Source organism: Pseudomonas sp. RA_5y_Pfl1_P24, from assembly GCF_963970945.1.
In the GTDB taxonomy this organism is placed as follows: domain Bacteria; phylum Pseudomonadota; class Gammaproteobacteria; order Pseudomonadales; family Pseudomonadaceae; genus Aquipseudomonas; species Aquipseudomonas tritici.
The window spans coordinates 137,897-163,120 of sequence record NZ_CAXAOJ010000004.1; the positions used below are offsets into that span (position 1 = coordinate 137,897).

Annotated in this window: 19 protein-coding genes and 1 pseudogene; 15 read left to right on the plus strand and 5 right to left on the minus strand. The window is 58.3% G+C overall.

Annotation, left to right across the window (positions count from 1 at the left end):
* The first annotated feature begins 18 nt into the window (after nucleotides 1-18).
* The 5 genes from AACY30_RS07585 to AACY30_RS07605 all read left to right on the plus strand — a co-directional run bounded on the left by AACY30_RS07585 (nucleotide 19) and on the right by AACY30_RS07605 (nucleotide 5,450).
* Entirely contained in the window at nucleotides 19-660 is a 642-nt protein-coding gene (locus tag AACY30_RS07585) for a YfgM family protein (RefSeq protein WP_339420559.1), read from the plus strand.
* On the plus strand, nucleotides 653-1,804 hold the full coding sequence (gene bamB / locus AACY30_RS07590; RefSeq protein WP_339470738.1) for an outer membrane protein assembly factor BamB: 1,152 nt from the start codon (nucleotides 653-655) through the stop codon (nucleotides 1,802-1,804). Before AACY30_RS07585 ends, bamB begins: the two co-directional genes overlap by 8 nt.
* 134 nt (nucleotides 1,805-1,938) lie before the next feature.
* Nucleotides 1,939-3,408 carry a ribosome biogenesis GTPase Der gene (gene der, locus AACY30_RS07595; protein WP_049711641.1) on the plus strand — a complete coding sequence of 490 codons (1,470 nt, stop codon included), beginning with the start codon at nucleotides 1,939-1,941 and terminating at the stop codon, nucleotides 3,406-3,408.
* Between the two features lie 114 nt (nucleotides 3,409-3,522).
* Nucleotides 3,523-4,671, plus strand: coding sequence for a pyridoxal phosphate-dependent aminotransferase (locus AACY30_RS07600; protein WP_339540088.1), 1,149 nt, complete (start codon nucleotides 3,523-3,525; stop codon nucleotides 4,669-4,671).
* Nucleotides 4,659-5,450, plus strand: coding sequence for an amidohydrolase (locus AACY30_RS07605; RefSeq protein ID WP_339470740.1), 792 nt, complete (start codon nucleotides 4,659-4,661; stop codon nucleotides 5,448-5,450). The genes AACY30_RS07600 and AACY30_RS07605 overlap by 13 nt, the downstream gene beginning before the upstream one ends.
* Before the next feature lie 198 nt (nucleotides 5,451-5,648).
* On the opposite strand, the gene leuA is transcribed toward AACY30_RS07605, so the two are convergent.
* The 4 genes and pseudogenes from leuA to AACY30_RS07625 all read right to left on the minus strand — a co-directional run.
* Nucleotides 5,649-7,328, minus strand: coding sequence for a 2-isopropylmalate synthase (gene leuA / locus AACY30_RS07610; RefSeq protein ID WP_339470741.1), 1,680 nt, complete (start codon nucleotides 7,326-7,328; stop codon nucleotides 5,649-5,651).
* Between the two features lie 324 nt (nucleotides 7,329-7,652).
* Nucleotides 7,653-8,474, minus strand: coding sequence for a peptidoglycan DD-metalloendopeptidase family protein (locus tag AACY30_RS07615; protein ID WP_339438135.1), 822 nt, complete (start codon nucleotides 8,472-8,474; stop codon nucleotides 7,653-7,655).
* A 3-nt stretch (nucleotides 8,475-8,477) separates the two neighbouring features.
* Nucleotides 8,478-9,857, minus strand: a complete 1,380-nt coding sequence (xseA, locus tag AACY30_RS07620; protein WP_339540089.1) for an exodeoxyribonuclease VII large subunit — start codon at nucleotides 9,855-9,857, stop codon at nucleotides 8,478-8,480.
* Nucleotides 9,858-9,867: 10 nt separating this feature from the next.
* Nucleotides 9,868-10,215: pseudogene (locus AACY30_RS07625) on the minus strand (LysR substrate-binding domain-containing protein); the annotation flags it as partial.
* A 42-nt stretch (nucleotides 10,216-10,257) separates the two neighbouring features.
* On the opposite strand from AACY30_RS07625, the gene AACY30_RS07630 reads away from it, so the two are divergent.
* The 4 genes from AACY30_RS07630 (at nucleotide 10,258) to guaA (ending at nucleotide 14,951) form a co-directional block, all read left to right on the plus strand.
* On the plus strand, nucleotides 10,258-11,025 hold the full coding sequence (locus tag AACY30_RS07630; RefSeq protein WP_339540090.1) for a sulfite exporter TauE/SafE family protein: 768 nt from the start codon (nucleotides 10,258-10,260) through the stop codon (nucleotides 11,023-11,025).
* A 144-nt stretch (nucleotides 11,026-11,169) separates the two neighbouring features.
* The gene (locus tag AACY30_RS07635; RefSeq protein ID WP_339540091.1) at nucleotides 11,170-11,718 is read left to right on the plus strand and encodes a sugar ABC transporter ATPase; all 549 of its coding nucleotides are present in this window, start codon (nucleotides 11,170-11,172) and stop codon (nucleotides 11,716-11,718) included.
* 104 nt (nucleotides 11,719-11,822) lie between these two features.
* Nucleotides 11,823-13,292 carry an IMP dehydrogenase gene (guaB, locus tag AACY30_RS07640; protein WP_339420568.1) on the plus strand — a complete coding sequence of 490 codons (1,470 nt, stop codon included), beginning with the start codon at nucleotides 11,823-11,825 and terminating at the stop codon, nucleotides 13,290-13,292.
* Nucleotides 13,293-13,373: 81 nt separating this feature from the next.
* Nucleotides 13,374-14,951: a glutamine-hydrolyzing GMP synthase gene (gene guaA, locus AACY30_RS07645; RefSeq protein ID WP_339540092.1), complete on the plus strand. Its 1,578-nt coding sequence runs from the start codon at nucleotides 13,374-13,376 to the stop codon at nucleotides 14,949-14,951.
* A gap of 301 nt (nucleotides 14,952-15,252) precedes the next feature.
* Here the strand turns inward: guaA and AACY30_RS07650 are convergent, their stop codons facing one another.
* Entirely contained in the window at nucleotides 15,253-16,107 is an 855-nt protein-coding gene (locus AACY30_RS07650; protein WP_339540093.1) for a hypothetical protein, read from the minus strand.
* Between the two features lie 485 nt (nucleotides 16,108-16,592).
* Between AACY30_RS07650 and AACY30_RS07655 the strand changes: the two genes are divergently transcribed.
* From AACY30_RS07655 to AACY30_RS07680, 6 genes are all read left to right on the plus strand, one after another.
* Entirely contained in the window at nucleotides 16,593-19,292 is a 2,700-nt protein-coding gene (locus AACY30_RS07655) for an AAA domain-containing protein (protein ID WP_339540094.1), read from the plus strand.
* Nucleotides 19,289-20,455 carry a hypothetical protein gene (locus tag AACY30_RS07660; RefSeq protein ID WP_339540095.1) on the plus strand — a complete coding sequence of 389 codons (1,167 nt, stop codon included), beginning with the start codon at nucleotides 19,289-19,291 and terminating at the stop codon, nucleotides 20,453-20,455. The genes AACY30_RS07655 and AACY30_RS07660 overlap by 4 nt, the downstream gene beginning before the upstream one ends.
* Nucleotides 20,456-20,458: 3 nt before the next feature.
* Nucleotides 20,459-21,979, plus strand: a complete 1,521-nt coding sequence (locus tag AACY30_RS07665) for a phospholipase D-like domain-containing protein (RefSeq protein WP_339540096.1) — start codon at nucleotides 20,459-20,461, stop codon at nucleotides 21,977-21,979.
* Nucleotides 21,976-23,574, plus strand: coding sequence for a sigma-54-dependent transcriptional regulator (locus tag AACY30_RS07670; RefSeq protein WP_339540097.1), 1,599 nt, complete (start codon nucleotides 21,976-21,978; stop codon nucleotides 23,572-23,574). The genes AACY30_RS07665 and AACY30_RS07670 overlap by 4 nt, the downstream gene beginning before the upstream one ends.
* 676 nt (nucleotides 23,575-24,250) lie before the next feature.
* Nucleotides 24,251-24,496 carry a TolC family protein gene (locus AACY30_RS07675; protein ID WP_339470745.1) on the plus strand — a complete coding sequence of 82 codons (246 nt, stop codon included), beginning with the start codon at nucleotides 24,251-24,253 and terminating at the stop codon, nucleotides 24,494-24,496.
* Nucleotides 24,497-24,681: 185 nt separating this feature from the next.
* Nucleotides 24,682-25,134: a hypothetical protein gene (locus AACY30_RS07680; protein WP_339420571.1), complete on the plus strand. Its 453-nt coding sequence runs from the start codon at nucleotides 24,682-24,684 to the stop codon at nucleotides 25,132-25,134.
* The last annotated feature ends 90 nt before the right edge of the window (nucleotides 25,135-25,224 follow it).

Sequence of the window (25,224 nt, forward strand, 5' to 3'; positions counted from 1 at the left end):
CGATTAAGGAGTACTGGGGTGTCGAGTTCTGATGATGATCAACTGGCCGATTTCAAGGACTGGTGGCAGCGTAATGGCAAGCCCCTGGTTACTGGCGGTCTGCTGGCTTTAGTGGTGGTGTTCGGCTGGCAAGCCTGGACCAAATATCAGGCCAACCAGTCCCAAGGCGCCTCGATCCTCTATCAGCAGTTGCTGGAAACCACGCTGACGCCGGACGGCAAGCCTGACCCGGCGCAGGTCGCCGATTTGGCCGGCAAGCTGAAGAGCGAATTCGGCGGTAGCACCTACGCCCAATACGGCAGCCTGTTCGTCGCGAAAGTCGCAGTCGACACTGGCAAGCTGGACGACGCCGCCGCAGAGCTGAAGGCTGTCGCTGACAAGCCGACCAACCCGACCCTGGGTGAAATCGCACGTCAGCGTCTGGCTCAGGTTCTCGCGGCACAGAACAAGGCTGACGAAGCACTCAAACTGCTCGACGGCGATGCTGACAAGGCATTTGTAGCCACTCGCGAAGAGCTCAAGGGCGACCTGTTGGTCCAATTGGGTCGTACCGACGAAGCCAATGCTGCGTACAAAAAAGCCAAGGCGGCGCTGTCTGATGAAGCAGCGGTCGGTGGCTTACAAATCAAGCTGGACGACTTGGCCAAAGGGGATGCGTGACGTGATCCGTTGGAAACATGCAGCATTGCTGGCTCTGGCCGTTCTGGCCGCGGGTTGCAGCAGCAACAGTAAAAAAGAACTGCCTCCTGCCGAGCTGACCAGCTTCAAGGAAGAAGTGGTCCTGCAAAAGCAGTGGAGCCGCTCCATTGGTGATGGTCAGGGCGACACCTACAACATGTTGGTACCGGCAATCGACGGTGACAACATTGTGGCCGCTGACGTGACCGGCGTTGTGACCTCCATGGACCGCATGAACGGCGACGTGAAGTGGTCCAAGGATCTCGAATTGCCTGTCTCCGGCGCCGTTGGCGTGGGTTATGGCATGGTGTTGCTCGGCACGCTCAAGGGCGAAGTCGTGGCGCTGGATTCCAGCACCGGTGAAGAGAAGTGGCGCGCTCGCGTGAGCAGTGAAGTACTCGCACCGCCTGCTACCAACGGCGATATCGTCGTGGTACAGACGCAGGAGGACCGCCTCATCGGCCTCGACGCCAACACTGGCGAACAGCGCTGGTTGTACGACAGCACCCCTGCGGTGCTGACGTTGCGTGGTACCAGTGGTCCGATTGTGACCAACAATCTGGCCGTTGCGGGCCTGTCGACCGGTAAAGTGGTCGCCCTGAACACTCAGAACGGCGTGCCGGTCTGGGAAACCCGTGTGGCCATTCCGCAAGGTCGTTCCGAGCTGGAGCGCGTAGTGGACATCGACGGCGGTTTACTGCTGTCCGGTGAAACCCTCTATGTCGCCACTTACCAGGGCCGTGTTGCCGCACTGGACCTGCAGAGCGGCCGCGTTAACTGGCAGCGTGATGCTTCCAGCTACGCAGGTGTCGCCCAAGGGTTTGGCAGCGTCTACGTAAGCCTTGCGTCCGGCACCGTTGAAAGTGTCGACGAGCGTTCCACCACCTCACTGTGGAGCAACGACTCCCTGGCTCGCCGCCAACTGTCGGCACCGGAAGTGTTCTCCAGCTACGTCGCGGTCGGTGACTTCGAAGGCTACCTGCACCTGTTGAGCCAGGTAGACGGTCGCTTCGTGGGTCGCGAGCGTATCGACAGCGACGGCCTGCGTGCGCGTCCGCTGGTGGTGGGTAACATGCTTTATGTGTATGGCAACAGCGGCAAGCTGGAAGCCCTGACCATCAAGTAAGAACTATGCTTGGGGTAACACCCAGGCGGCCCCGCTTCGGCGGGGCATGCGGCATTTTATTATGCTGCCCCGAGCACCAGCCGCTGCCTTGCAGCGGCTTTTGTATTTTCTGAAATAACGAAGTGGAGAGCCGCATGGTTCCCGTAATCGCCCTGGTGGGCCGACCTAACGTCGGCAAGTCCACCTTGTTCAACCGCCTGACCAGGACTCGCGACGCCATCGTCGGCGACTTGTCCGGTCTGACCCGTGATCGCCAATACGGTGAGGCAAAGTGGCAAGGGCGCTCCTACATTATTGTCGACACCGGTGGTATCTCCGGTGACGAGCATGGCATGGACGAAAAGATGGCCGAGCAGTCGCTGCTGGCCATTGAAGAAGCCGATGTTGTGTTGTTCCTGGTGGATGCCCGCGCGGGCTATACCGCTGCCGACCAAATGATTGGCGAGCACCTGCGCAAGCGTAACAAGCGTTCCTATTTGGTCGCCAACAAGATCGACAACATCGATCCTGAGCAGGCCCGTGCCGAATTCAGCCCGATGGGCCTGGGCGACGCGATCCCGGTCGCCGGTGCCCACGGTCGCGGCATCACCCAGATGCTGGAAATTGCCCTCAGCACCTTTCCGAAGGATGACGCTGAGGAAGAAGAGGGTGAAGAAGAGATCGTCGCCGAAGGTGAGGAAGCCAAGCGCATTCCTGGCCCGAGTGAAAAAGACGGTATCAAGATCGCCATCATCGGTCGCCCTAACGTCGGCAAGTCGACCCTGGTCAACCGCATGCTCGGTGAAGACCGGGTAATCGTCTATGACGAGCCCGGCACCACCCGCGACAGTATCTACATTCCGTTCGAACGTAACGAAGAAAAGTACACGCTGATTGACACCGCCGGTGTGCGCAAGCGCGGCAAGATTCACGAGGAAGTTGAAAAGTTCTCGGTGGTGAAAACCCTGCAGGCGATCAAAGACGCCAACGTGGTGATCTTCGTGATGGACGCCCGCGAAGGCGTGGTCGACCACGACCTGAACTTGCTGGGCTTTGCCCTGGAAGCCGGTCGGGCACTGGTGATCGCGATCAACAAGTGGGACGGCATGACGCCGAGCGAGCGCGACTTCGTCAAGATCGAGCTGCAGCGTCGCTTGTTCTTCGTCGAGTTCGCCGATATCCACTTTATCTCGGCACTGCACGGCACCGGCGTAGGCAACCTCTACGCCTCCGTACAGAACTCGTTCAAGTCCGCGGTCACCCGCTGGCCGACCAACCGCCTCACCCAGATCCTGGAAGATGCCGTTGGCGAGCACGCGCCGCCGATGGTCAACAACCGCCGGATCAAGCTGCGTTACGCCCACTTGGGTGGTGCCAACCCGCCGATTATCGTGATTCACGGTAACCAGATCGAGAAGGTGCCGAAGTCCTACGTGCGTTACCTGGAAAACACTTACCGCCGCGTCTTGAAGCTGGTCGGTACGCCGATCCGTATCGAGTTCAAGGGTGGCGAGAACCCGTACGAAGGTAACAAGAACAGCCTCACCGACCGCCAAGTGAATAAAAAACGCCGGATGATGACGCACCACAAGAAAGCCGACAAAAAGCGTCGCGACAAACGCTGATATCGACGTGTCAAAAAAGGGCTCATTGCGAGCCCTTTTTTGTGCGCGACGGTTTGTGCCTTGACCCGCTGCAATTGGCAGCTTAAAACTTGGGCTCACCTGCAGGGGGCTCCGATGATCACCAGCAAGCTGCCGAATGTCGGCACCACCATTTTTACCACCATGTCGCAACTCGCTGCCGAAACCGGTGCGCTCAACCTGTCCCAGGGCTTCCCGGACTTCAATGGCCCCCAAGGTTTGCTCGATGCCGTGGGCAAGCACGTTGCCAGCGGACACAACCAATATTCACCGATGACTGGCCTGCCAGCCCTGCGCCAGCAAGTGGCGGCCAAGATCGCCCGCAGTTATGGCGCCACGGTGGATGCCGACAGCGAAGTGACCATTACCCCTGGGGCTACTGCTGCGATCTTCTGCGCGATCCAGGCGGTGATTCGCAGTGGCGATGAAGTCATTGTGTTCGACCCTTGCTATGACAGCTATGAGCCCTCGGTCGAACTGGCCGGTGGCCGTTGCGTGCATGTGCAACTGAGCCTGCAAGGCTTTGCTCTCGACTTCGAAAAGATCAAGGCCGCGCTGTCGCCGCGCACGCGTATGATCATCCTCAACACGCCGCACAATCCCACTGGCGCCTTGGTCTGCCGCGCCGAGTTGGACCAGTTGGCGGAGTTGATCCGCGACCGCGATATCTACTTGGTCAGCGACGAGGTCTACGAACACCTGGTATTCGACGGTGTGCCCCATGTCAGCGTGCTGGCCCACGAAGAACTGTATCAGCGCGCGTTCGTGGTCAGTTCCTTCGGCAAGACCTACCATGTCACCGGCTGGAAAACCGGCTACGTCATCGCGCCATCGGCCCTCACGGCCGAACTGCGCAAGGTGCACCAGTACGTTAATTTTTGCGGCGTGACGCCGCTCCAGTTCGCATTGGCCGATTTTATGGCCGAACACCCAGAGCACGTCGATGAGCTGCCGGCGTTCTACCAGGCCAAGCGCGACCTGTTCTGTGACCTGCTGGCTCCGTCACGTTTCAGCTTTACCCGCGTCACCGGCACCTACTTTCAGTTGGTCGATTACTCACAGATCCGCCCGGACCTGGACGACGTCGCCATGTCCCTGTGGATGACCCGCGAACACGGCGTGGCAACCATCCCGGTCTCGGTGTTCTACCAGACCCCACCCCAAGGCCAGCGCCTGGTGCGCCTGTGCTTTGCCAAGCGCGAGGAAACGCTGCAACAAGCAGCCGAGAAACTATGCGTGATTTGACTGCGTTACCGAACCTGAACCTCGCCCTGGTCCAGACCACCCTGGCCTGGCATGACCGCCAGGCCAACCTGGAACATTTCGAACTGCTGCTGGACCAGGCCAGGGGCGCCGATCTGATCGTGCTGCCGGAGATGTTCACCACCGGTTTCTCCATGGAGTCAGGCTCCCTGGCCGAACCGGAGAGCGGCCCGACCCGTCGATGGCTCCAGGCCCAGGCAGCGAAGTACAACGCGGTGATCACCGGCAGCGTGATCATCCGGGCCGCCGACGGCAGCCACCGCAACCGCCTGCTCTGGGCGCGGCCGGATGGCGAGGTGCAGCATTACGACAAGCGCCACCTGTTCCGCATGGCCGGCGAGCACGATCACTACACCCCCGGCGAGCGGCAGGTGCAATTTGAGTTGAAGGGCTGGCGTATTCGCCCGTTGATTTGCTACGACCTGCGCTTTCCGGTGTGGAGCCGCGATGCTCAGGACACCGACCTGCTGCTGTACACGGCCAACTGGCCGGGCGCTCGGCGCCAGCATTGGAATCGGCTGCTGCCGGCGCGGGCGATTGAAAACCTGTGCTATGTGGCGGCCGTGAATCGGGTGGGGACGGACGGGAAGGGGTTTGCCTACACCGGTGATAGTCAGGTGTTGGACTTCCAGGGTGAGACCTTGCTGAGTGCGGGGGAGGCGGATGGGGTGTTTCAGGTGTGCCTCGAGGCGGCTGAGCTGGCGGCGTATCGCACCCGGTTTCCGGCGAACCTGGATGCCGATAGCTTTCAGTTTGTCTGACGGGTTTGCCGTGCCTGGGAGATTGTATTCGCGAGCAAGCCCGCACACATTTCGAGCGCATTCCTACAGGAAACACGCGGTTCAATGTGGGAACGGGCTTGCTCGCGAAGAGGTCCTCACCGACACCACAAATCTGAAGCCTAACAAAAAGGCCCCTGGATTCTCATCCAAGGGCCTTTTGTATTGCAGCGATAAAACTTACGCCGCTTTAGCTTCCATCTGACTCAACGAGCGGTTCAACGCACTGAACAACGCCTTGAAGCTCGCAGTGGTGATGTTTTCATCAATACCCACACCATGTACCGGACGCTCACCGTTCACACGCAGCTCGATGTAGGCCGCCGCCTTGGCATTGGTTCCTGCACCGATTGCATGTTCGTTGTAGTCCATGATTTCCACGGCAATCGGCAGGCCGGCTACCAGTGCTTCCAGCGCACCGTTGCCCTTGCCTTTCCAGTGCAGGTTGGTTTCACCCTGGCCCTTGCCCGAGACTTCCACCTCGACATAGCTGTTGCCGTTCTCTTCCTGCAGGCGATGGCTGACCAGCGCGTACGGGGTGTTGGCTTGCAGGTATTCACGCTGCAGCAACGCGTAGATCTGCGGTGCAGTCATCTCGAGGCCGACGCGGTCGGTCTCGGCCTGTACCACTTGGCTGAACTCGATCTGCATGCGGCGCGGCAAGCTGATGTCGTATTCCTGCTCCAGCAAGTAGGCGATGCCGCCTTTGCCCGACTGGCTGTTTACACGGATCACCGCTTCGTAGCTGCGGCCAATGTCCGCTGGGTCGATCGGCAAATACGGCACTTCCCACAGCGCATCGTCTTTCTGCTGGGAGAAACCTTTGCGGATCGCATCCTGGTGAGAGCCTGAGAACGCGGTGTGCACCAGGTCGCCAACGTACGGGTGACGTGGGTGCACCTGGATCTGGTTGCACTCTTCGACGACTTTGCGCACGCCATCGATGTCGGAGAAATCCAGCTGCGGGTCGAGGCCCTGGGTGTACATGTTCAGTGCCACGGTGACGAGGTCGACGTTACCGGTACGCTCGCCGTTGCCGAACAGGCAGCCTTCGACACGATCGGCGCCGGCCATCAGGCCCAGCTCAGTGGCGGCTACGCCAGTGCCACGGTCGTTGTGGGTGTGCAGGCTGATGATCACGCTGTCACGACGGTTGATATGGCGACCGAACCACTCGATCTGGTCGGCATAAATGTTTGGCGTGGCGCATTCCACGGTGGCCGGCAGGTTGAGGATCATCTTGTGCTCAGGCGTCGGGTTCCACACTTCGATCACCGCGTCACACACTTCCTTGGCGAACTCCAGCTCAGTCGCGCTGAAGGTCTCCGGGGAGTATTCGAACGTCCACTGGGTCTCCGGCTGCTGCGCGGCGTATTTGACGAACAGCTTGGCCGCGTTGACCGCGATTGCCTTGATGCCGTCCTTGTCCTGGTTGAACACGATGCGGCGGAACGACGGCGACGTGGCGTTGTACAAGTGCACGATGGCTTTCTTGGCGCCGCGCAGGGATTCGAACGTACGCGCGATCAAGTCTTCACGGCCCTGGGTCAGCACCTGGATGGTGGTGTCCTCGGGGATGTGGTTGTCTTCGATCAGGGTGCGTACGAAGTCGAAGTCGGTTTGCGACGCAGCCGGGAACGAGGCTTCGATTTCTTTAACGCCTACCGCTACCAGGGTCTTCCAGAAGCGCAGCTTTTTTGCGGCGTCCATTGGCTCGATCAGCGACTGGTTGCCATCACGCAGGTCCGAGCTGCACCAGATCGGCGCTTCGGTGATGGTCTTCGATGGCCAGGTGCGGTCCGGGATATCGATGGTTGGAAACGCGCGGTACTTCGAAGACGGGTCTTTGAGCATGCTCATCGGGAAATCCTTTGTAGTAGGGGCCGAGAAAAGGCGGCCTGCCGTAGAACTGTTTTTAGGGATAAAACGTATAGACGAGGCAGATCGATTCAGCTTGGCAGTCGTGCGCTGACGAGGCACAAACTGCGGTGCTGGCGGAGCTGAATGAGGGTGTGAGAGGTTTTCATAAGCTCAACCCTAACCGCCGGGGTGAAAGATGGCAAGCAGTCGAGAAAAATTGAGATAAGTTCTGTTATCTGCGTAGGAAGCGAGATTTTATGCTTGTTTACAAGATGAAGGCTGGTTTTAATTGCGCGCCCATTATCGAGCGCGCAATCGGACGTTTCAGGGTTGGAACGCGCCGATAAAGATCGCCGGGTCTACCCTTGCATCGTTAAGGCTGACATTCCAGTGCATGTGCGGTCCGGTCGCACGGCCCGTTGAACCGACCTTGCCGACCACTGCGCCGCGCTTGAGTTGATCGCCCACTTTTACGTCGATCTTCGACATGTGGCAGAACATGCTGATAAAGCCCTGGCCGTGGTCGACGAACACCGTGTTGCCGTTGAAAAAGTAGTTACCGATGAGAATCACCTTGCCGTTCGCCGGGGTCTTGATCGGCGTGCCCGCGGGCACGGCGAAATCCAGGCCCGAATGCGGATTGCGTTCTTCACCGTTGAAGAAGCGGCGTACGCCAAACTTGCTCGACAGCGGCCCGTTCACCGGTTTATCCAGCACCAGGTTGCTCGGCAGGTTCGGGCTGAAACTGCGGTAGGCCTTGAGCTGCACCGCCAGTTCGCCTTCGATGCGCTTGAGTTGCGCCGGCTTAGGGTTTACCTGGCTTTTGTTTTTCAGGGTGATGCGCTGTTCTGGGTACTTCTTGTAACCGACGATAAACGGCAGGCTGCGCCCGCCGCTGCTGAGGCGCTCGTTGCCGGGTTTAACGGTCAATGGGATGCCGACAATCGCCAGCCAGTTGTCCGCCTCCTTCACCACCAGCACCGGTTTCCCTTGGTAGGTGGCTTTCGGTGCTGCCGCCGAGGGGCCGAGTTCTACGACTGCAACGCCGCCCGGCACGGGTTTGTTCAGGGTGCGTGTTATATAGCTGTCGGCATGGGCATTAACGGCGAGGCACAGCAGCATCAACAGGCTAAAGAGACGTGGCATTAATCAATCCAATAACGAAAGGGTGACGGGTGTCAGGTGGTTGTCTTCCACCCGCACTTGCAATTTGCCTTCACCGAGACGCGCGGTGAGGCGCTGGCCGGTGTGGGTTTGAGCGGCGTCGCGAATGGCCTGGCCGCGTTCGTCCAGCAGGATGCTGTAACCACGGCCCAGGGTCGCCAGCGGGCTGACCACCTGCAGCGTCTGCACCTGGCTTTGCAGTTGCATGCGCCGAGCCTTGAGGCCTTCTCGCATGGCGCGGGGCAGGCGTTCGGCAAGGCTGTCCACGCGCTGACGCAGCAGGGCCAGTTGCCGGCCGGGGTGTTGGCCGGCAAGACGGGTTTCCAGGCGGATCAGGCGTTCGCGCCGGGTATTGAGGCTGCGCTCGAACGCACGGCGCAGGCGCATGTCCAGGTCATCCAGGCGCTGGGCCTGTTGGCGCAGACGCTCGCCAGGGTGACGCAGACGTCGGGCCATGCTTTCCAGGCGCAGGCGGTCATGGCTCAGGCGATTGCGCATCAGCATCACCAGGCGACGGTGTAGGTTTTCGACTTGGCGTACCAGGTGGCTGGCGTCCGGCGCGAGCAATTCCGCCGCAGCGGATGGGGTAGGGGCGCGGACATCGGCGACGAAATCGCTGATGGACACATCGGTCTCATGGCCAACGGCGCTGACGATTGGTGTGACGCAGGCGTCTACCGCGCGTGCTACGGCCTCTTCGTTAAAGCACCAGAGGTCTTCCAGCGAACCGCCACCACGCGCCAGGATCAGCGCATCAAAGCCCCGGGCGTCGGCTAATTTCAGCGCACGTACGATCTGCGGGATGGCTTCGCGGCCTTGCACGGCTGTCGGGATCAATGTCAGCTCAACGTTCGGAGCCCTGCGGCGGAACACGCTGATGATGTCGCGGATCACCGCGCCGGTTGGCGAGCTGATAATGCCGATGCGCCGAGGATGCGCCGGCAGCGGCACTTTACGTTCAGCGCTGAATAGACCTTCGGCGCTGAGCTTTTCTTTCAGCGCATCGAACGCCAGGCGCAGCGCGCCATCACCGGCCGGTTCCACGGTATCGAGGATCAGTTGGTAATCACCCCGGCCTTCGAACAGCGAGACCTTGCCGCGCACTTTCACCGCCAGGCCATCCTTCAGCGCCTGGCGAACCCGCGCGGCGTTATTGCGAAACAGCGCGCAACGCACCTGGGCGCCGCTGTCCTTGAGGGTGAAATACACATGGCCGGAGGCCGGGCGGGCGAGGTTGGAGATCTCGCCTTCGACCCAGATATTGGTGAACACGTCTTCCAGCAACACCCGCGCGCGGCCGTTGAGCTGGCTGACAGTCAGGACTTCGCGGTCCAGGCCCAGTCGGGCAAAAGGATCTTTAATCATGGGCGTCAGTTTATAGGCATTCGCGCAGTGTTTGACAGAATTGCTCCACCAGCGCACTTGGCGCCTGCGCGCAGGCGAGGGCCACGGTGCTGAGGCAGTCCGGGTCGGTCAGGGGCAGAAAGTGCAGGTTAGCCGGGGCGATGTCCTGCATGGATTTTGGTAACAAGGCAATACCGAAGCCGGCCTGGATCAGCTGCAACTGGGTGGTCTTGCGGGACATCACCCGCGCGGCCTTGGGGAAAAATCCCGCACGCATGCACAACTCGGCTGACAGATAACTCAGGCCGCCGCGTTGGGGATGGGGGATCGAGATAAACGCTTCGTCCTTCAATTGCGCCAGTTCGATAGGCGCATTGCTCACCGATGGCTAAAGTGATCTCTCTCTCGTAAGGAATTTTCCATGAGCCCGGTTGAGCTGATGAACCAGTGGTCGTTTGTTGGTGTGGATTGGCTGGTCATCGGCCTGGGCATCGTTGTGGCCTATATCGTGTTTGGCATCGCCGGCTTTGGAACGGCGTTGGTGGCGGGGCCACTGCTGATCCTGTTTATGCCACTGTCGAAAATCATTCCGCTGCTGGTGCTGCTGGATTTTGTCGCGGCCTTTGGCAACCTGCTGCAAGCGCGGCGTGATGTGAACAAGCCGGAACTGCTGCGGTTGCTGCCGTGCATGGCGATAGGTTGCACGCTTGGCGTGGTGTTTTTGCTCAACTTGCATTCCGACCTATTGCTGTTGTTGATAGGCCTGTTTATCAGCGCCTACGCGATCTACAGCCTGGCGGTAAGGGCGCGTCCGACTCAACTGGCGGCAGGGTGGTCGATTCCGATGGGCACCGTGGGCGGGTTATTTGGTGCGCTGTTCGGCAGTGGCGGCTTTCTCTACGCAATCTATCTGAACAGCCGCCTGCCCAAAGACGCGGCGCGCGCCACGCAAAGTGCGTTGATCAGTTGCAGCACGGTGGTGCGCTTGAGCCTGTTCCTGGTCGCCGGGGTGTATGCAGATTTGCCGTTGTTGATGTTGGCGGTGTGCCTGCTGCCAGCGATGGCCCTGGGGCTGTGGTGTGGGCGCAGGCTGACCATGCGCATGTCCCGTGAGGCGTTTGTGCGGTTGGTCACCTGGCTGGTGCTGGCGAGTGGGATGGCGTTGATTGGGCGGTACTTGAGTACTTGACCTGAGTGGGGCAGGGATTAAGCTGCCAGCCTTCAGGGCCTCATCGCGGGCAAGCCCGGCTCCCACAGTTGATCGCGTTCCAATGTGGGAGCCGGGCTTGCCCGCAATGGCGCCAGTAGCCACACCGCAGGACTCTCAGGTCTCATGAACTCCCAAAGCATCCTTGTCCCCAAAATCTCCACCTTGCCCGTCCACGAACCCCGCGCCCGGGCGATCGTGCGCTGGCTGGTGCGCAAGAACATTATCAAGGAAGAGCTGACCACCTGTGGCCGCACCGGCAACCGCATGGCCTACGCCCTGGCCGATGGTGCCCGCGCCGTGGTGCTGCACCCCCAGGCGCTGCCGTTCAACGAGCCGATCAACGGCCTGGAAATCATCTACAAGCGCTGCATCTACACGCCGGCCAAGGGCTTTCTCGAAGAAGTCGGCTGCCCGGAATGCCGCAAGGAAGTCGGCGAAGCATTGTTTGACAGCCTGGAAGACTGGATGCCCGGTCACACCGATAACTTCACCTGCCCGCTGTGTGGGCATGAAGACGACATCAATGGGTTCCTGTTCCTACAGGAATGCGGGTTTTCCAACCTGGGGTTCATTTTCAACAACTGGGCGGAGGCGGGGTTCAAGCAGAGCTTTATCGACGAATTTGCCGATTGGTTGGACCAGAAGATGAGTTGGGTCAAAGTCGAGCTTTAACCCTTCTATCAGTATTACCAAGTTTGTCAGAGTTTTACATTGAGCCCGACAGGGTGCATGTATATAATGGCGCGCTTCCATTTTCCCGCTCGGGAGCCCCCGCGATGCTGCGTATCAGCCAAGAAGCTCTGACATTCGACGACATTCTCCTAGTGCCCGGTTATTCCGAGGTACTTCCTAACGAAGTCAGTCTCAAGACCCGCCTAACCCGTGGCATCGAGCTGAATATTCCCCTGGTTTCCGCTGCCATGGACACCGTCACTGAAGCCCGTTTGGCAATCGCCATGGCTCAGGAAGGCGGCATCGGCATCATCCACAAGAACATGACCATCGAGCAGCAAGCTGCCGAAGTGCGCAAGGTCAAGCGTTACGAAGCCGGTGTGGTGAAAGATCCCATTACCATCGAAGCCGACGCTACCGTGCGTGAACTGTTCGAACTGACCCGCCTGCACAACATCTCCGGCGTTCCGGTGTTGCACGATGGCGACCTGGTCGGCATCGTCACTTCCCGCGACGTGCGTTTTGAAAACCGCATGGAAGTCACCGTCCGCGACGTGATGACGCCTAAAGAGCGCCTGGTCACTGTCCGCGAAGGTGCCGACAAGAATGATGTGCGCGAACTGCTGCATAAAAACCGCATCGAGCGCGTGCTGATCGTCGACGACAAATTCGCCCTTAAGGGCATGATGACCGTCAACGACATCGAAAAAGCCAAGGCTTACCCGCTGGCCAGCAAGGATGATCAAGGTCGTCTGCGCGTTGGCGCCGCCGTCGGTACCGGTAAAGACACCGGTGACCGCGTTTCGGCCTTGGTCGCTGCCGGCGTTGACGTGGTGGTGGTCGACACCGCCCACGGTCACTCCAAAGGCGTGATCGACCGCGTGCGTTGGGTCAAACAGAACTTCCCTGATGTGCAAGTGATCGGCGGCAACATCGCCACCGGCGCAGCGGCCAAGGCCCTGGCTGAAGCGGGCGCCGATGCAGTCAAGGTCGGTATCGGCCCTGGCTCGATCTGCACCACCCGTATCGTTGCCGGTGTGGGCGTGCCGCAAATCAGCGCCATCGCCAACGTCGCCGCCGCCCTTGAAGGCACCGGCGTTCCGTTGATCGCCGACGGCGGCATCCGTTTCTCCGGTGACCTGTCCAAGGCCATCGTTGCCGGTGCTTCCTGCGTGATGATGGGCTCGATGTTCGCCGGCACTGAAGAAGCGCCAGGTGAGATCGAACTGTTCCAGGGCCGTTCCTACAAGGCTTACCGCGGCATGGGTTCGCTGGGCGCCATGTCCCAGGCGCAAGGTTCTTCCGACCGTTACTTCCAGGACTCCTCGGCAGGCGCCGAGAAACTCGTCCCGGAAGGCATCGAAGGCCGTGTGCCGTACAAAGGCACACTGAGCGCGATCATCCATCAACTGATGGGCGGCCTGCGTTCTTCGATGGGCTACACCGGCAGCGCCGACATCGAAGAAATGCGCACCAAACCAGAGTTCGTGCGGATCACCGGCGCCGGCATGGCTGAATCCCATGTCCACGACGTGCAGATCACCAAGGAAGCGCCAAACTACCGCGTAGGTTGATGCTTCCAGCAAAATGTTAAGTAACCGGGGCTGTTCTTTCAGCCCCGAGTTGTTTCTGATTCATTAGACGAGACTGACTTCATGGCCCTCGACATTCACGCCCACCGCATCCTGATCCTCGACTTCGGTTCCCAGTACACCCAGCTGATCGCCCGCCGCGTGCGTGAAATCGGCGTGTACTGCGAACTGCATCCGTTCGACATGGACAACGAAGCGATCCGCGAATTCGCACCTAAAGGCGTCATCCTCGCCGGTGGCCCCGAGTCCGTGCACGAAGCCAACAGCCCGCGTTGCCCGCAGGCCGTATTCGATCTGGGCGTGCCGGTCTTCGGTATTTGCTACGGCATGCAGACCATGGCCGAGCAACTGGGCGGCAAGGTTGAAGGTTCCGAGTTGCGTGAATTCGGTTATGCCCGTGTCGACGTGGTCGGCAAGAGCCGCCTGCTGGACGGTATCGAAGACCACATCGACGCCGACGGCCTGTTCGGCCTCGACGTGTGGATGAGCCACGGTGACAAAGTCACCAAGATGCCGGAAGACTTCCACATCCTGGCCAGCACCCCGAGCTGCCCGGTCGCCGGCATGTTCAGCGACGAGCGCCGTTACTACGGCGTGCAGTTCCACCCGGAAGTGACCCACACCAAACAAGGCGGCCGCATCCTGTCGCGTTTCATCCTCGACATCTGCGAGTGTGAAGCCCTGTGGACGCCGTCGAAGATCGCTGAAGACGCCATCGCCAACGTGCGTGCCCAAGTCGGCACCGACAACGTGCTGCTCGGCCTGTCCGGTGGCGTTGACTCCTCTGTGGTTGCTGCGCTGCTGCACAAAGCCATCGGCGACCAACTGACCTGCGTCTTCGTCGACAACGGCCTGCTGCGATTGCACGAGGGCGAGCAAGTGATGGCCATGTTCGCCGAGAACATGGGCGTCAAAGTTATTCGTGCCAACGCCGAGGAGCAGTTCCTCAACAACCTGGCCGGCGAGTCCGATCCAGAGAAAAAGCGCAAGATCATCGGTCGCACCTTCATCGACGTCTTCGATGCCCAGGCCAAACACCTGGACAACATCAAGTACCTCGCCCAGGGCACCATCTACCCCGACGTGATCGAGTCGGCCGGCGCCAAGAGCGGCAAGGCCCACGTGATCAAGTCCCACCACAACGTGGGTGGGCTGCCTGAGGAAATGAACCTCAAGCTCGTAGAACCTCTGCGCGAACTGTTCAAGGACGAAGTCCGCCGTCTGGGCCTGGAACTCGGCCTGCCGTACGACATGGTCTACCGCCACCCATTCCCAGGCCCGGGCCTGGGCGTGCGTATCCTGGGTGAAGTGAAAAAGGAATACGCCGACCTGCTGCGTCGCGCCGACCACATCTTCATCGAAGAACTGCGCAAGGCCGACTGGTACCACAAAGTCAGCCAGGCCTTCGTGGTGTTCCAGCCAGTTAAGTCGGTTGGTGTGGTAGGCGATGGCCGTCGTTACGCATGGGTAGTTGCGCTGCGTGCCGTAGAAACCATCGACTTCATGACCGCCCGTTGGGCGCACCTGCCGTACGAACTGCTGGAGACTGTCAGCGGCCGTATCATCAATGAGATCGAAGGTATTTCGCGCGTTACGTATGACGTGTCGAGCAAGCCGCCGGCGACGATTGAGTGGGAGTGACCCTAAAGTTGGCATATGCGAACGTAATCATTTTCTGATGTATATAAGGCCCGCGAATCGCGGGCCTTATTTTTGCAAGCCGGTAGTGAAACGAGTATTCCCGTTATTGTGAGATATGCCCAACGTTAGCTTGGTTTTGGTTCGCCTAAACCGGTGTGAGTGCCTGGTTACTGGAGTCATGAACGCTTATCTGCAGGGCTTGATCGCGACGTAGTCACATGTGCCCTGTAAACGTGCGCTGTTTTCTAGCCCCCTCTACAGGCGCTCGTCATGCGATGAGATGTTCATGGTTTATTGGTGGTTATTCTGGGGTGACGAGGTCGATGACTTCCACACCAAGGAGGTTTTTTAACGGCAGTAGGGATGCAGGAAATTTAGACTCCAATACTAGTACTGTGCGGACGTCCTTTGTCTGCGACTGCGCAAGTAGTACTGCCTCCATCACAGCCTGATATTTTACGCACTGGAACAGGCCTCTAGTGATATCGGGGACCGAAGAGACTGAGGATTTGACTTCGGCAGCTATCCATGCCGATTTGGTAGTAAAAGATACGTCGAGGCTGTCACCCGACGGCAGTCGCTTTTCAGTTAACCCGCGTGGTGTAGTTAAACTCAGGCCGATTGAGATGGGGTTGCGTGCTACGAAATCCTTCAATGTCTTATGGTGCTCGCTTTCACCACGTCCGGACATTTGACAAGCCAACTCAATGGTGTGCGAGAAATCGGCTTCGGCCGGCTCAAGGTCTAAAGCTTCTAGGACCTTGTCCCACTGTGGAAAAGTAAAAACGTGGTTAAGCTCAGCTTTGACAATTGCCTGTTTCTGATTACGGGGCAGAGTAGCGAACTCTTCTTCCTTAACTAAAAACCAGCCGATACCCTCACCAGGTAGTCCAGTGTGTTTATTGACTACCAGCGCTTGGATGGGCGGGACTTTTGTCTTCCATTGCTTTGAAAGATGTTCAAGCGTCTGGCCGATGCTGCCTAGGACGTAGTTAAGGTTGCGTGGATTCGGCATCCCCAGCTCTTGCGCAAGGTCAGAGTAGAAAAGGGTGCTTCCCGCTTTAGCTTGACGGGCAAGAATCGGCAGTGCTGCTCGCGCCCGCTCCTGATAAAGCTTGTTTCCAGAGATAGGGGCGGAGATTTTTGCGGTGGCCATGTCAATCCTTAGACGTAATTGGGATGGGGCAGGTTGACGAGAGGCTCGAAGCGACCTCAGCCTCCAGAAGAGTATGCTGTCATCCAGAGAGTAGCTTATGGCCATCATTCCGGGCAAGGCAGCGCTTTTCATAGTGTTCTTGGGTCTTCATTTGAATCGCAAACACAAAGGCGTCCTTAGGTGGCCTCACGCCATGCATGATTATCCTGCGTAACCGAACTGGCACTGAGTCTCTGTTACCGAGCCATTGGGTGCCAAGCTGACTTACTCCAATGCGCTTACAGCCCAGTCGAGGAGCTCTCACAATTGGTTAGAGGCGAAATTTACATCAATAAATGGCCAAATATGGCCGTTTTATGGTCATATTTGGCCATCATGTTTTTGGTTATAATTAAAAACTACTATTAAATCAGTATGTTATAGATATCCCGTTTTTTGGCACGAGAGACGCTAAGGAAGATTTGCCTCACTAAAGGAGTTGCCTCATGGCCAATCATTGCTACATGTCACTCTCTGGTATAGGAAAATGGGACAGCGCACTTAAACAAACACTGGCCCAGTGGACCCCTTACCGTCGCTACATCGCCACGGCTATCAATGCCGCCGAACAACGCTCGCCCATCCTTGCCTGGCGCTTGCCCAGCGCAGAAGAGTTCGACGCAATCAAGCAACGCACCGTTAAACGACCGGCCTTCCAAAATAAGTCCAAGCGGCGCCGTGATCGTGTCGAATACAGCGACAGTCACATCGGTGAATGGATCATCCTAGAGTCTCGTCCAGGTTTTGAAGAGGAACCGGACTCTACCTATGACGCCTTTCTCGATGCCCGGGAAATTCACGAGCGCGAGCCCCAACGGCGCCGGCGGGAACTGATCTGGGATAAGCGCAACAAGATCGCTGTGCTGGGTCGAATCCATGAGCAACAGGCCCTTCATGTCGAACGCCTTCCTCGCCCACTCGAGAATGGTGACGAGCCGGCTCAGGCACTCATTTACCTCAAAGCTAATACATGGCCTTTGGTTTGTCAGAAGAATGCCCTGGAGCATCTGGAAAGCTACCCGTCCCCGCGCTTGGGGGCTCTTGTGCGTTTAGCCTCTACCCGGGCGGACTGGGAAAGTCCTATCCCCCGCGAGCTGGCCGAGGGTCAATGGTTTTTCCTACGTCCCAAGGAGGATGGCACTCTGCGCGACGGCACTGCGGAACAACGCATCTTCGTCAAGCGCGCCCTTGCGACTCCAGACTACGCGGTACTAGAAGGCCCACCGGGCTCAGGGAAGACCACGGCTATCTGCGAGCTGATTCTGCAACTTACGCGTGAAGGCAAGCGGGTGCTATTGGTCGCATCCACCCATGTCGCCGTCGATAATGTGCTTGAGAGTCTTATTGAATGGCAAGACGAGGCGGATCAGAAGTGGGTCATGCCCCTGCGCATTGGCGATGAGGACAACATCGCATCGACAGCTGTTCGGCCGTGGGCCTTGAATCGGCTGGTACGTACTTGTAAGGGAGAGATTCTCGACTTCCTGGACGAGCCAGGGGCAGGCTCACACCGTGGCGTAAACAGCCGCGTCCTGCTTGGCCAAGCCCTGCGCAGTGAAAAAGAGTCAATGCTGGCCAACATGATGCTGGAATCTTCCAATCTGGTCTGCTCGACCACCATTGGGATCCTGCAGCATCCAAGCCTCAAGCAGAAGCTTGGTCTGGAACCTTTCGACTACCTCATTCTGGATGAGGCGTCGAAAACCACTTTCAGCGAGTTTCTGGTGCCTGCGCTCTATGCACGTCGCTGGGTGGTCGTGGGCGACCGCCGTCAACTCTCCCCCTTCGTCGACGAAACAGGCTTGGCGGTGAACGTGCGCAACCTGCTTTCTCAGGATGTGGCAAATGCTGCGATGTATGGCTTTCGTGCATCGGCATCAATCAGCAAAAAAAGCGGCAGTGCGTTGATGCTCCTCGAATCGCCAGAGCAACGAAAGTTGATGGTCGAAGAAGCCGATGCGCGCGACGTGCCAGCGGTCGATCTTGATACCCACGACCTATCATTGCCATGCTTCGAGCTGGCCGGCGCCCACCTCGTATGTGCTAGCGGCAAAACGCTGCAAGCGTGGGAACATCGGCTGCCTGGTGATCTGGTCCCAAGCAACGACTTACTGCCGCCGCTGCCTGACTGGGAAGCCCATCGTAGTAGTTACTCGCAGGTGCCTGAGAAATCGCAAGAAGCCTTCATCTGGGCTGATGAAATCGCCTGGCGCCAGATCCGGGCCTATGAGCTTCGCCAGAACCCTGACGAGCAACAACATCTGCTCGACGAAATCGATGCCTTACTGCCGAAAGGGACAACGGCACAGCAAGGAACTCCGAACCTGGGTGAGAACCTCAAACAGATGCGTCGTGTGGCCATGACGTCGATTCTGGAGATTCTTCAGGTAGGCGCCGGTTGCATGCCTGACTGGGATCAGCAGACAGTATTGACTCATGGCTTACCGTCACAAGCACTTGAGCAACGCAGTGTATCGCTGACGTTCCAACACCGCATGCATCCAGAGATCTCCGCGTTCCCACGTGACCAATTTTATGCGGAGGACAATTTGCTCAACGACTCCAGCAGCCTTGAACGCGACTGGAACTACAAGCACTACAAGCGTCGTGCCGTATGGCTGGACATCGCGCCCCGCCAGCAGAAAAAAGGTGGACGCGCCCAGGGCAATCGCAACCCGGCTGAGGCAGACCATCTCATCAACGAACTGCACCAATTCATCCAGTGGGCCGAGCACGAACCACGCACCGGAAAATACGCCGGGAAACCCTGGAAGGTGGCTGCCCTCACTTTCTACAAAGGGCAGGAACACGAGTTACGTGTGCGCCTGCAAGCCATGAGTAAACAGCGCGCCAATACCCGACAGTTCAGTTTGGGAAAAGGTCGGATCGAAGTCTCTCTGTGTACTGTCGACCGCTTTCAAGGGCACGAAGCCGATCTGGTGCTGCTCTCCTTTGTGAAATCCGGCTCCGCCGGTTTTCTCAATAGCCCCAATCGCCTGAATGTTGCTCTCACGCGCGCCCGTTACCAAGTGGTACTGATCGGCCATCGCTTCTGGATGAACTCCAAAAGCTGCCGTTCTGGACTGCTGCGCAATCTGGCTGCATCGACCCGCTACGCCAAGAATCTCGGATGGGACACACCATGATCCAACTCAAACGTTCAATCAGTGTGAAATGCTTCGAATCCCAAGCCACGGTGGCGGTGGGTCGCCAACGCCCTGAATTCCTCGCGATCGCACAACTGGCGGCCGACTTCGGGCGGCCGATCAATGCGCAAGACATTCACCATGAACTGCTGCGTAATTGCCCAGAAGCTATGGTTCGTCAGGTCCATAAACGTAGCGTCGATCTGGGGCTGCTCGAAAGCGTGGAACAGGAGGGCTATGCCCAACTTTCCAGCGCGGGAGAACAGGCGCTGCAAGTAGGCCAGGTGCTGGTACCCGAGGAAGGCGTCTGGCGTTTTTACCTAGCAAATGATCGGCTCCTGCCTCATCGCTTGCTGCACGTACATCGCCTGGAAACTGACAGCGCTCACAGATCACGTGACGACAACCGCAAGAACGCGGAAAAGCCCGGATCGCAGCGAGCCTCCTCGCTGCCTGACCTGCTCAAGTCCTGCAAAAGCAGCACAGCATCTCCCTCAATTGTCGACGGTCAGTTGCAACAAATCCGGGAACTGCCCCCTCTTGGGATCAGCGTACGTGACTGCACACTTGAGCTCTCTTACGAATGGACGCCTAACGGTCCACCTCTGGTCAAGCTGACAGGGGAATTGAAAGGTATAGGCAAGAAAGACAAACAGCAGATCGACGCCTCATTGCCTCCCTCAATGAAAGTTGCCGACAGCTACGAGCATTTGTGGAAGCTACTGGCGGCATTTGCAAGCCAGGTGGACATCACAGAGCTGGATCAGTGGCATGAGTACACTGGCAGTCTCATCCTTCCGGCAACGCTGGCAGATTTGAGCCCTATTGAACGCAAGCAGTTCATCCGCGAGTTGGCTATACCTGAGTGGAAACGTGGCTACATCGGCACCTTCAATTCCACAGTACTCAGTGCTGTTCCACTCGTCCCGGCATCCGATACCGACGCCAATGAATGGGCAAAATGGCTGCAATGGGATGCGATCCAGGACGATGTCACCCCTACGCATCTGGATCAGATGGGGGATGACATACGCTCGCAGTTCCTCTACCACGACCCGCACTTAGCCACGCCCAATGAGCTCCTTGCCAAGGCGCTCCATGGCAAACGCGATGCTCGTAGCCATTACCTGCTTGCCCCCTATGACCTCGGACTCTGGAGCTAAACCATGATCATCAATACCCATCCCTGCCAGACCGTCGTCGACCGTACCCATGAACCTCTTGGTCCGGGCTGGCTGCGCCGTGCCCCCACTCTTGCGGAGCAACGCGAGCAGGTGTCATCCCATGTCTGGCGTACCGGTGCAAACCTGCAGTTTCGCGACACTCTGGTTCAAGCCATCGACGAGGCGAGCGAACACGTACTGCTGTGCTCATTCCTGCTTGCTGACACACCGCTGGCAGATGCGTTGATCCGATCGTCTGAGCGGGGTGTGCGCGTCTACATCATCACTGCTTCCGAGCAGCGACTGGACAGCCTGATTCATGACCAAGATGACTTCGGCAAACGCATGGTCGAGCAACATAAAGCGCTGCTCGCCCGGCTTGCCGGCAAAGTACGCCTACGCTCGGCGGAACATGTTCATGCCAAATTCCTAGTGATCGACGCCCTTGCCCACAAGACGCCCCGGGCATGGCTGTCCACCGCCAATCTCAACAAAGCCCTGCAAGAGAGCATCGAACTGGGCGTGCAGTTAGAGGAAAACAACGCACGCGCCCTGGCCGAATGCTTCAACTGGGCATTCTGGTGCGAAGCCCGGCGCGAACTGCACGGCGCCAACCGACTGGTGGAAATCAAGGGGCCGCCAGTGGCGCCCCGGCGCCCGGACCACGATCAGGTCCTTGCGACTCTGCAGGGTAGCTACGACCTACGGGACGCTGTTATCGCCATGATTCGCAGTGCTCACTACGAAATCCTGGCCAGTAGCTATGGGCTCGATGCCGACCACGCTGTGATTAACGAACTGATGCTGGCAGCAAAACGCGGTGTACGCGTGTGTTTGTTGACGCGCCCACGTCCAGCTGTTGCCAACGCAGTGGCAAAGCTGGCTGCTGCTGGCATCCAAGTGCTGGCCCATGACAAGCTGCACGCCAAGGCGTTAGTTGCCGACGGGGAGGCCTTGGTCATGACCGCCAACTTCGATGCCTTTGGTCTGGACGAGGGCTTTGAGGTCGGGATCAAACTTGCGCCCGAGCCCGCAGCAGCCGTGGAGCAAAGCCTGCGTGAGTGGATGGATTGCTTCCCTTGGATGTACAGGGCCAACGCTACCCGTGGAGAACACCTCGGTGACTTCTGCCCTGCCGACAAAGGTCTGCGCGACGGAGTTGTGCGCGTCGTACAGTACTGTGAACAGAAATTGGCAGACGTCGAAGCCCATGATGCTCTCAGCCTGGAAAGTACACCCGGTCCTCAAGTTCAACCTGTAGATGCCCCCGGCGAACTGGCGCAAAAAGTAACCCAGCTCTGGAGCATCACAGCGCCCCGCCTCCCGCAGGGCGCCACTGAGATCAAGCTGCCCCAGCACAAGGGGGAGTCGAAGCCACTGGATCTGACAACACAGCCCGTCGCCGTCCCGGTCTACCAGTTTAAAGGCACCAAGTACATTGTTGTGGATCCCACACAAGAGCAAGAACAGGTCCGTGATCTCGCGCAAAAACTAGGTGCACGCCTGGTACTGGAGCGCGCATGAGCCGGCCTGTACGTAAGCTCCCTCAAGTACTGCTCAGTTGGATCAGCATGAACCACGGTGGAGCGCCGATCGTCACGGCGTTACGGCACTCCTCGTGGCCTCGCTCGTTATGGCCTCTCTCTCAACGCTTCGACTGTGTATACCTGTGCTGGCGCAACGCACCAGACGATGGCTCAGGCAAAGAAGCGTTTGAGAGAACCCGGCGTGACATCGAAAAGGTTTTCCCCAAGGGCCTCAACATCAAAGACATCCAGTGGGACACCCAAGCTTCGCCTACCGACCATGACGCCATTTACGATTTCGCGCTGAAAGCAATGTGGCAGGTCCGTACAGAACATCCCGAGGCGATGATTACCCTGCATCTTTCTCCGGGTACCCCTGCCAGTCACGCTGTCTGGCTGGCGCTGGTATCGACCGGTGCTGTAGAAGGCCCTCTGCAGTTGATTCAGACTCGCAGGGAGGACCAGGCGCAGAAACACGAATCGCTGGTCCAGGTGACGACCTTCAAACTCGACACGTGGCTTCAGCGCTACCGCCGGGCGCAGCCCGATCACGCGGGCAGTGATGATGCCGGGCACAACATCGAGCCTTTGCAGGCACAAAGCCCGGCTCTTTGCGAAACGATGAAATTACTTAAACGCTGGGCGCCTTTGCGCGTCCCAGTGTTGCTGCTGGGCGAGCGCGGTACTGGAAAGACCACGCTGGCCAACCTATTGCGAGCCCTGAGCCAGTTTCAGAAGGAAGATGTCAAAGATTGGCCCTCAGTTGTCTGCGGTCAGTTTCGGGTCAATCCGCAATTGGCTCAAGCCAAGCTGTTCGGCTACGAAAAAGGTGCTTTCACGGGTGCAGAGCAGTTGCACAAGGGGCTTCTTGAACAGGCTGACGGCGATTCTCTTTTCTTCGACGAAATTGCCGACCTTGATCGTGACACTCAACGCATACTCATGGCTGCTCTGGAGGGACGAGGCTTTCAACGCATCGGCGGACCGCAAACGCAATACTCCAACTTCCGCCTGATTTGTGCGACTAATTGCAGCTTGAGTCGACTGCAAAACGAACTGCTGGACCCGGATTTTTTCGACCGAATCGGCACCTTCATATTGCGAGTACCACCGCTGAGAGAGTGTGTGGAAGACATTCCTCACTTCTGGGCTAAAACTCTAGAAAATGCGGTCAAATCGGCTGGTCTTTCTGTGGACGGCTGGCGTCATTACTCCAATCACACAGCCTTGGTGCGGCAGTTGCAGGAGCACACCCTACCCGGCAACTTTCGCGATTTGCAACGTGTTGCCTATCACCTGTTGGCAGCCCTAGCCGCCGGATGTGACCAAGATGAGGTATTGAGCGAAGCAAGATCGGCGCTGCCAGTGCGGCATGGCTCACGTGAAGGTGAGATTGACCTTGCGTCCCTAACGGCACAGTTGCCTGTCGATGTCCGAGCAAGGCTGGAGGTCCATGAAATGGCCTGGTATCAAGCTGCCTTGCGGAGAGCTTCGAACAACAAAACGGAAGCCGCCAAGCTCCTAAAGCTGCCGCGCAAGACGTTTGACAATAGGCTTGGAAGCCTATCTGGCCAAGCCAAGTCAAAAACTTGAATGGACACTTTAAGGTCGAGGCAAGAGGACCGAGCATCGAGAACGTCGCTTGGGATGGTTCTTTTCATGGCATGCCATTTCTTTTGTGTTTTAGTTATCTGTTTTTAAAGGGTTTTTCGTTCTTATTGATAATCGAGTGGGAGTAGGGTTGATTCGCAACTATATGATTTTTATCTAAAAAAATAAAAACAGAAAGCGATGTTTGCTACGACGTCAATGGCGTTCTTAATGGCGCGCATCGTACGCATGTGAGAGAGCTACATCGATACCATGGCCTGGATAAGGAATGCCGACATGGTATCGAGAACGCTTGGCTGCGCAGATGTCAGCAGTAACTGTTTGCCAGTCTCCACTTAAAGTAACTCTGCGCCCGGAAGCCTTGGCCGGCTGTGTATTCAGCGCTGCCGTACGGGCCAAGGCCGAAAAGCAGACGGCGGTAATTGGCGTAGTCGGAATTTTTTCGACTGGAAAAATCACGCCGAGTCGGTCATCAGCAGCGTGCGTCTGAGCGACGAAGAACGCGCGCGAAGCCGAGTGATGATAATCGACGCCAACCACAGGATCATTGCTAGCTCGGACGCCCGGGATCACTTGGGCGAAGGCATGGAATTGCGAGCTAAGGCCGGGCAGCCGAGTGGTTACAGCATGTTGAGCGGCAACAGTCGAGGATTACCTGGTGGAGCTGCGCACCTTGCAGTCGGAATTGGAAGCGCGGCGTAATTCTGCGCAATCGGCGGAAGAGTCGGCGTCGGTCAGCCGCGACCAATATGAAGCCGGGGCCATCGACTACCTCGATGTTGCCACTACCCAGTCCACTAGCCTGAGTGAGCGCCAGACCTTGCTCAGTCTGGGTGTCTACGCAGTTGGTGACCAGCGTCCAGTTGCAAGTCGCCTTGGGCGGCTCCTGTACTGGGGGCACTGATCATCCCCCGGAGTAACCTGGCACCTGCGCTGCGCTGGTAAGTCGAATGCTGCAAAGCCGGTGCACCGGATGCTGCAATTGGCCAATTATTGTCATGCTAGTATCCGCGTGCCCCTGGGAACGGACCGTTCCTGCGTATGGGCGGTTCATAATGTTTGAGTATTTCGTCCAGTAGGAGGTTTTGCGTGCTCAGGAAGTCAAGTTTCGCACTGCTCGCCCTGTCTGCCGCCGCTTTTTCGGCGCAGGCTCAATCCGATCGTCAAGTGGTCGAGGACATGGTGACCCGCTCGGCCAATGTCTGCCCGGGCCACAGTACCGAGCGCACCACGCCCACCGTGAAGGCGGTGCCCGTCGGCGCGTTGCGGGTCATGCTCGATCGTGGCCTGGTCATGTGCCCCGATCGGCGCCTCGATGCCGACGCGCCGGCCGTGTTCTACGGCAGAGTCGGCGTTTTTGAATGGAACCCCGAAGTATCGGCAGGCTCGGCGGTGATCGTCAATCAGATCGACGCCATGACCCGTAAGGACGATTACCCATCTGACACCCTGGTGTGGGACGCCGAGGGTAGCCTCGAGCAGCGTACCGTGCCGGCTTTTGAAGCCAAGCCAGGGGCTGCGGTGCTGTACAAGGTCCGCTAGGCCCTGACGACTTGGCGTAAAGCGTTAGATTGATTTCCAGGTGCATGGCTTCCTAGGACAGTCTGACGCGTACCGGCGCAGGTCAGCAGC